General features: G+C 67.9%; 6 protein-coding genes. 5 read left to right on the top strand and 1 reads right to left on the bottom strand.

The features are described from left to right. Positions 1–11: 11 nt before the first annotated feature. From aspS to A5756_RS23720, 3 genes are read left to right on the top strand one after another with little or no spacing between them, the layout of a single operon-like run. Positions 12–1793 (top strand): aspartate--tRNA ligase, encoded by a 1782-nt coding sequence (gene aspS / locus A5756_RS23710; RefSeq protein ID WP_156659791.1) that lies wholly within the window; start codon positions 12–14, stop codon positions 1791–1793. Next, positions 1790–2233: a nitroreductase family deazaflavin-dependent oxidoreductase gene (locus tag A5756_RS23715; RefSeq protein ID WP_066958129.1), complete on the top strand. Its 444-nt coding sequence runs from the start codon at positions 1790–1792 to the stop codon at positions 2231–2233. Before aspS ends, A5756_RS23715 begins: the two co-directional genes overlap by 4 nt. A gap of 25 nt (positions 2234–2258) precedes the next feature. Continuing rightward, a complete protein-coding gene (locus tag A5756_RS23720; protein ID WP_066958147.1) occupies positions 2259–3305 on the top strand; it encodes an aromatic acid exporter family protein in 1047 nt (348 codons plus the stop codon). A gap of 5 nt (positions 3306–3310) precedes the next feature. On the opposite strand, the gene A5756_RS23725 is transcribed toward A5756_RS23720, so the two are convergent. Further along, positions 3311–3700 carry an MmcQ/YjbR family DNA-binding protein gene (locus A5756_RS23725; protein WP_066958131.1) on the bottom strand — a complete coding sequence of 130 codons (390 nt, stop codon included), beginning with the start codon at positions 3698–3700 and terminating at the stop codon, positions 3311–3313. 74 nt (positions 3701–3774) lie between these two features. Here A5756_RS23725 and A5756_RS23730 point away from each other — a divergent pair, with 74 nt between their 5' ends. Both A5756_RS23730 and A5756_RS23735 read left to right on the top strand, forming a co-directional pair. Continuing rightward, entirely contained in the window at positions 3775–4731 is a 957-nt protein-coding gene (locus A5756_RS23730; protein ID WP_066958133.1) for a transglutaminase family protein, read from the top strand. Beyond that, a complete protein-coding gene (locus tag A5756_RS23735; RefSeq protein WP_066958136.1) occupies positions 4724–5779 on the top strand; it encodes a putative zinc-binding metallopeptidase in 1056 nt (351 codons plus the stop codon). Before A5756_RS23730 ends, A5756_RS23735 begins: the two co-directional genes overlap by 8 nt. The last annotated feature ends 299 nt before the right edge of the window (positions 5780–6078 follow it).

Genomic DNA, 6078 nt, shown 5'->3' on the forward strand with positions numbered 1-6078 from the left:
CTGAAAAAGGAGTGTTTGTGCTGCGCAGCCACGCCGCCGGTTCGCTGAGAAGCAGCGACGCCGGGCAGCAGGTGACGCTCGCGGGCTGGGTGGCTCGCCGCCGCGACCACGGCGGGGTCATCTTCATCGACCTGCGCGACGCCTCGGGTATCGCGCAGGTGGTGTTCCGCAACGCCGAGGTGCTGGCCCAGGCGCACCGGTTGCGCGCCGAGTTCTGCGTCGCGGTGACCGGCGTCGTCGAGATCCGCCCGGAAGGCAATGCCAATCCCGAGATCGCCACCGGCGACATCGAGGTCAACGTCGCCTCCCTGACCGTGCTCGGCGACAGCGCGCCGCTGCCGTTCCAGCTCGACGAACCCGCCGGCGAGGAGCTGCGGCTGAAGTACCGCTACCTCGACCTGCGCCGCGATGGCCCCGCCGCGGCACTTCGCCTGCGCTCCAACGTGAATGCCGCCGCCCGTGCGGTGCTGGCGGGCCACGACTTCGTCGAGATCGAGACACCGACCATCACCCGCTCGACGCCCGAAGGCGCGCGCGACTTCCTGGTGCCGGCCCGGCTGCACCCCGGCTCGTTCTACGCCCTGCCGCAGAGCCCGCAGCTGTTCAAGCAATTGCTGATGGTGGCCGGGATGGAGCGCTACTACCAGATCGCCCGCTGCTACCGCGACGAGGATTTCCGCGCCGACCGTCAGCCCGAGTTCACCCAGCTCGACATGGAGATGAGCTTCGTCGACGCCGAGGACATCATCGCGATCTCCGAGGAGATCCTGACCGCGTTGTGGGCGTTGATCGGATACCAGGTCCCAACGCCGATCCCGCGGATCACCTATGCGGATGCGATGCGACGGTTCGGCTCCGACAAGCCGGACATGCGGTTCGGGCTCGAGCTCGTCGAGTGCACAGAGTTCTTCTCCGACACCACATTTCGCGTTTTCCAGGCACCGTACGTCGGTGCGGTGGTGATGCCCGGCGGGGCGTCGCAGCCGCGGCGCACGCTGGACGGCTGGCAGGAGTGGGCCAAGCAGCGCGGGCACCGCGGGCTGGCCTACGTGCTGGTCGGTGACGACGGCACGCTCGCCGGCCCGGTCGCCAAGAACCTCAGCGACACCGAACGGGACGGGTTGGCCGCGCACGTCGGGGCGAAGCCAGGGGACTGCATCTTCTTCTCGGCCGGGCCGCCGAAGTCGTCGCGCGCCTTGTTGGGTGCCGCGCGCGGGGAGATCGCCAGCCGGCTCGACATGATCGACCCCGACGCGTGGGCGTTCGTCTGGGTGGTGGACCCGCCGCTGTTCGAGCCCGCCGACGAGGCGACCGCCGCCGGTGACGTGGCCGTCGGCTCCGGCGCCTGGACCGCGGTGCATCACGCGTTCACCTCGCCCAAACCCGAATACTCCGACGTGGTCGACACCGATCCCGGCAGCGTGCTGGCCGACGCCTACGACATCGTCTGCAACGGCAACGAGATCGGCGGCGGCTCGATCCGTATTCACCGGCGCGACATCCAGGAGCGGGTGTTCGCCGTGATGGGCCTGGACCAGGCCGAGGCGGAAGAAAAGTTCGGATTCCTGTTGGAGGCGTTCACCTTTGGCGCGCCGCCGCACGGCGGGATCGCCTTCGGCTGGGACCGCATCAACGCGCTGCTGTCCCGGGTGGACTCGATCCGCGAGGTGATCGCGTTCCCGAAGACCGGCGGCGGCGTCGACCCGCTCACCGATGCGCCCGCGCCGATCACCGCCCAGCAGCGCAAGGAGTCCGGAATAGACGCCAAGCCAGAAAAGGTTGACCGGGCATGACCGAAATGCCTGACACCGCGACGATCAACAACTTCAACAGCGCCATCATCGACGAGTTCCGGACCAACGGCGGCAAGGTGGGCGGCCAGTTCGAGAACGCCAACCTGTTGCTGCTGCACACGACCGGCGCAAAGTCCGGCGAGCTGCGGGTGTCGCCGCTGGCCTATTTCCGCATCGACGGCAAGCTGATCATCATCGGCTCCTTCGCCGGTTCCCCGGTAAGCCCGGCGTGGGTGCACAACCTGCGGGCCAACCCGCGGGCGCGTGTCGAGATCGGCGCCCCGGAGGGAGTGCAAGAGTTCGCCGTCACGGCGCGCGAGTTGCCGTCCGACGAGCGCGACGCGCTCTTCGAGAAGGTCACCGCGGCCGCCCCCGGCTTCGCCGAATACCAGTCCAAGACCAGCCGGGTCATTCCGTTGTTCGAGTTGCAGCGCACCTAGGCCCGTGGGCACCTCGCGGCGGACGATGGCTCCCGCGGCTCTCGCCGCCGCCCGCGCGGGTCTCAAACGGCTGCGTGTGGTGTGGTTCAACCTGGTGCAGACCGCGGTGGCCGCGGGCCTGTCCTGGTACCTCGCGCACGATCTCCTGGAGCACCCGCAGCCGTTCTTCGCGCCGATCGCCGCCGCGGTGTCGTTGTCGACGAGCAACGTGCTGCGCGCGCAACGCGCCGTCCAGATGATGGTCGGGGTCACCCTGGGGATCGGGGTCGGCTCGGTGGTGCAGGGCCTGCTGGGACCCGGGGCGCTCCCCATCGGAGTCGCCGCGCTGGTCGCGCTGGGCGCCGCGGTCTTCATCGGGGGCGGCTTCATCGGGCACGGGATGATGTTCGCCAACCAGACCGTGGTGTCGGCGATCCTGGTGCTGGCCCTCTACCGCGGCGGCGTCGGCCTGGAACGCATCTTCGACGCGCTGATCGGCGGCGCGGTGGCCATCGTTTTCGCCGTATTGCTGTTCCCCGCCGACCCGCTGCAGCTGCTGCGCACCGCCCGCGTCGGCGTGCTGAGCGTGTTGCACGACGTCTTGTCGCGAGCCGCGGACATCGCCGCCGGGCGCAGAGCACCCCCTCCCGACTGGCCGCTGACGGCCGTCGACCGGGTGCACGAGCAGCTCAGCGGACTGCTGGAGGCGCGCACCACCGCCCGCCACGTCGTCACCATCGCCCCGCGACGCTGGGGCCTGCGGGACACCGTCGAGGCCGCCGACCATCAGGCCGTGCACGTGGCCTTGCTGGCCGGTTCGGTGCTGCAACTCGCCCGCGCCGTCGCCAACAACGCCGACGGCTTCCACGAGGGGCTCCCGCGGCCCGTGCACACGGTGTTGGTGGTGCTGGGGGCCGGAACCGCTCTCGCCGACCGCGATCCCGCCGGCGCGTGCGCGTACGCCGCGTCCGCGCGTCATCACGCTTCGGAATTGCAGTCAGCCGCACGCGAGAAGACCCAGTTGATCCTGGCCGACGTCGTCAGCGCCTGTGTCGACGATCTGCAACGGGTCATCGACCTTCGGCACGTGTGACCGAGTCAGCGCGAGTCGGCCAAGAACTCCTGGACCAACTTCCTCGGGGCCTGCGTCAGCCACGCCTCGGTGATCAGATCCTCGAGGTCGCGGACCGCGATCTTGGCGAGCCTGACCAGCACCACCGGGTAGCCGTCGAAATGCGGCGTCGTGAAATACACGCCCGGCTCGTCGGCGATCAACCCGAATTTGACCCCCTCGTCGGACACCCGCACGCCGAGAATTTCGCCGTCGGGCGGTTCCAGGCCTTCGTGTTCAAGCGCCTCGCGTTCGGAAGGGCGCAACGGTCGCTCCCAGGCCAGCAACTTCTTGCCGACCCGCCACTCATGCGGTGACGGCTCCGAGGTGAGTGCCAGCTCACGAACGATGCGGGCGACGTCGTACCACGTGGCCACATCTCGATTGTGCTCCCGGTTTCGCCCGCGTGCCGCCGTATCGGCAAACGGTTTTGCGCCGCGGACGGCGCGGGATGGCCCGGTGTGATGTGATCAGCCTTGTGTCTGCAGCCGACGCCGGGGCCGCCCGCCGCCATCGAGTCACCCACCGCACCGAGTACCGCTACTCCGACGTCGTGACCAGCTCGTATGGCCGCGGCTTCCTCACCCCGCGGGATTCGATGCGGCAGCGGTGCATCGTGCACGAGCTGACGATCGATCCCGCGCCCGCCGACGTCTCCACCAGCAGCGACGTCTACGGCAACATCAGCTCGTACTTCCACGTCACGGAGCCGCATCACACCCTGACCGTCACCAGCGACTCCATCGTGGACGTGTATCCACCGGCTCCCGGGCGCTACACCAGCGGCCCGGCGGTGCAACCGTGGGAGGCGGCCCGCCCGACGGGGGGCAGGGGAGCGCTCGCCGCGGAATTCACCCTGGATCTCAACCCGCCCGAGATCACCGACGAGGTCCGCGAATACGCGGCGCCCAGTTTCGTCCCGGAGCGCCCGCTGGTCGACGTGCTGCGCGACCTCGCGTCGCGGATTTTCGCCGACTTCACCTACCGCTCCGGGTCGACGACGATTTCCACCGGGGTCAATGAGGTTCTGGCGGCCCGGGAAGGGGTATGTCAGGACTTTGCACGGCTGGCGATCGCCTGCCTGCGCGCCAACGGTCTTGCGGCCAGCTACGTGTCCGGCTACCTGGCCACCGACCCGCCACCGGGGAAGGATCGAATGATCGGTATAGACGCCACCCACGCCTGGGCGGCGGTGTGGACACCGCAGGAGCCCGGCCAGTTCGAATGGCTGGGTTTGGACCCCACGAACGATCAGCTGGTCGACGAGCGCTACATCATCGTCGGACGCGGCCGCGACTACGCGGACGTGCCGCCGCTGCGGGGCATCATCTACACCGATTCCGAACGTAGCGTGATCGACGTTGCGGTCGACGTGGTGCCCTTCGAGGGGGATGTGCTCCATGCGTGACTTCAACTGCCCCAATTGCGGCCAGCGCCTGATGTTCGAGAACTCCACCTGCCTGAACTGCGGCAGCGCGCTGGGCTTTTCGCTCGAGCAAATGGCCCTGCTGGTGATCGCCGAGGAGAACGCCGGCGAGCACGCCGGTTTCGTGGACGCCGCCGAGTATCAGCTATGCGCCAATCTTCAGCTGGCCGAATGCAATTGGCTGGTGCCGATCAACAATCCGCGGCTGTTGTGCCCGTCCTGCGCGCTGACCACGGTGCGGCCCAACGACTCCGACGCCGCCGGCCTGGCGGAGTTCGCCCGAGCCGAGGCGGCCAAACGGCGGCTGATCGCCGAGCTGCACGAGCTGAAGCTGCCGATCATCGGGCGCGATCAAGATTCCGAGCAGGGATTGGCCTTCCATCTGCTGTCCAGCGCGCACGAGAAGGTGATGACCGGGCACGACAACGGCGTCATCACACTGGATCTGGCCGAGGGCGACGACGTGCACCGCGAGCAGCTGCGGGTGGAGATGGAGGAGCCGTACCGCACCCTGCTGGGTCACTTCCGGCACGAGATCGGGCACTACTACTTCTACCGGCTGATCGCCCCGTCCAGCGACTACCTGGCGCGGTTCAACGAGCTGTTCGGTGATCCCGACGCCGACTACCAGGAGGCGCTGGACCGGCATTACAGCGAGGGGCCGCCCGAGGACTGGCAGGAAGACTTCGTGTCGTCGTACGCCACCATGCATCCCGCCGAGGACTGGGCCGAGACGTTCGCCCACTACCTGCACATCCGCGACACGCTGGACACCTCGGCGTGGTGCGGCTTCGCGTCGGCGTCGGCCACCTTCGACCGACCAGCCTTGGGCCCCAGCGCTTTTCAGATGATCATCGACATGTGGCTGCCGTTGTCGTGGTCGCTGAACATGGTGAACCGATCGATGGGCCACGACGACCTGTACCCGTTCGTGCTGCCGGTTGCGGTGCTGGAGAAGATGAAGTTCATCTACACCGTGGTCGACGAGGTGACCTCCGAGTCGCGGGGGCCCGCCGCTATCGCGGGCTAGCCCGCGACGGTGTGCTTTCCCATCACGGCGGTCCTGGTGTTGGTGCGTATGGTGCGTCGCCGGCGACTGCCCGACCCGCACCGCTACCGGGAGGTGCCATGGATCCGGCGGCGTCGAACGTGTGACTTTCTATCTGTAATCCCTTGTGTCACTTGGGTTTCTTTGGTCACAATGTGGTCTTTTTTGTCGGTGGGTGTTCGTAGGGTTTGAGGGGTGGGTGTCAGTAGTCGTGAGGAGATCGTCGAGGTTTTCGACGCGCTCGACGACGACGTGGATCGGTTGTGCGGGTTGTCTTTTGA

The organism is Mycobacterium sp. 852002-53434_SCH5985345 (assembly GCF_001667155.1).
Taxonomy (GTDB): domain Bacteria; phylum Actinomycetota; class Actinomycetes; order Mycobacteriales; family Mycobacteriaceae; genus Mycobacterium.

Bases quoted from the DNA above. Each gene is read 5' to 3' on its own strand.
- A5756_RS23715 (WP_066958129.1), top strand. From the start codon at position 1,790: ATGACCGAAATGCCTGACACCGCGACGATCAACAACTTCAACAGCGCC.
- A5756_RS23720 (WP_066958147.1), top strand. From the start codon at position 2,259: ATGGCTCCCGCGGCTCTCGCCGCCGCCCGCGCGGGTCTCAAACGGCTG.
- A5756_RS23735 (WP_066958136.1), top strand. From the start codon at position 4,724: ATGCGTGACTTCAACTGCCCCAATTGCGGCCAGCGCCTGATGTTCGAG.
- A5756_RS23730 (WP_066958133.1), top strand. From the start codon at position 3,775: ATGGCCCGGTGTGATGTGATCAGCCTTGTGTCTGCAGCCGACGCCGGG.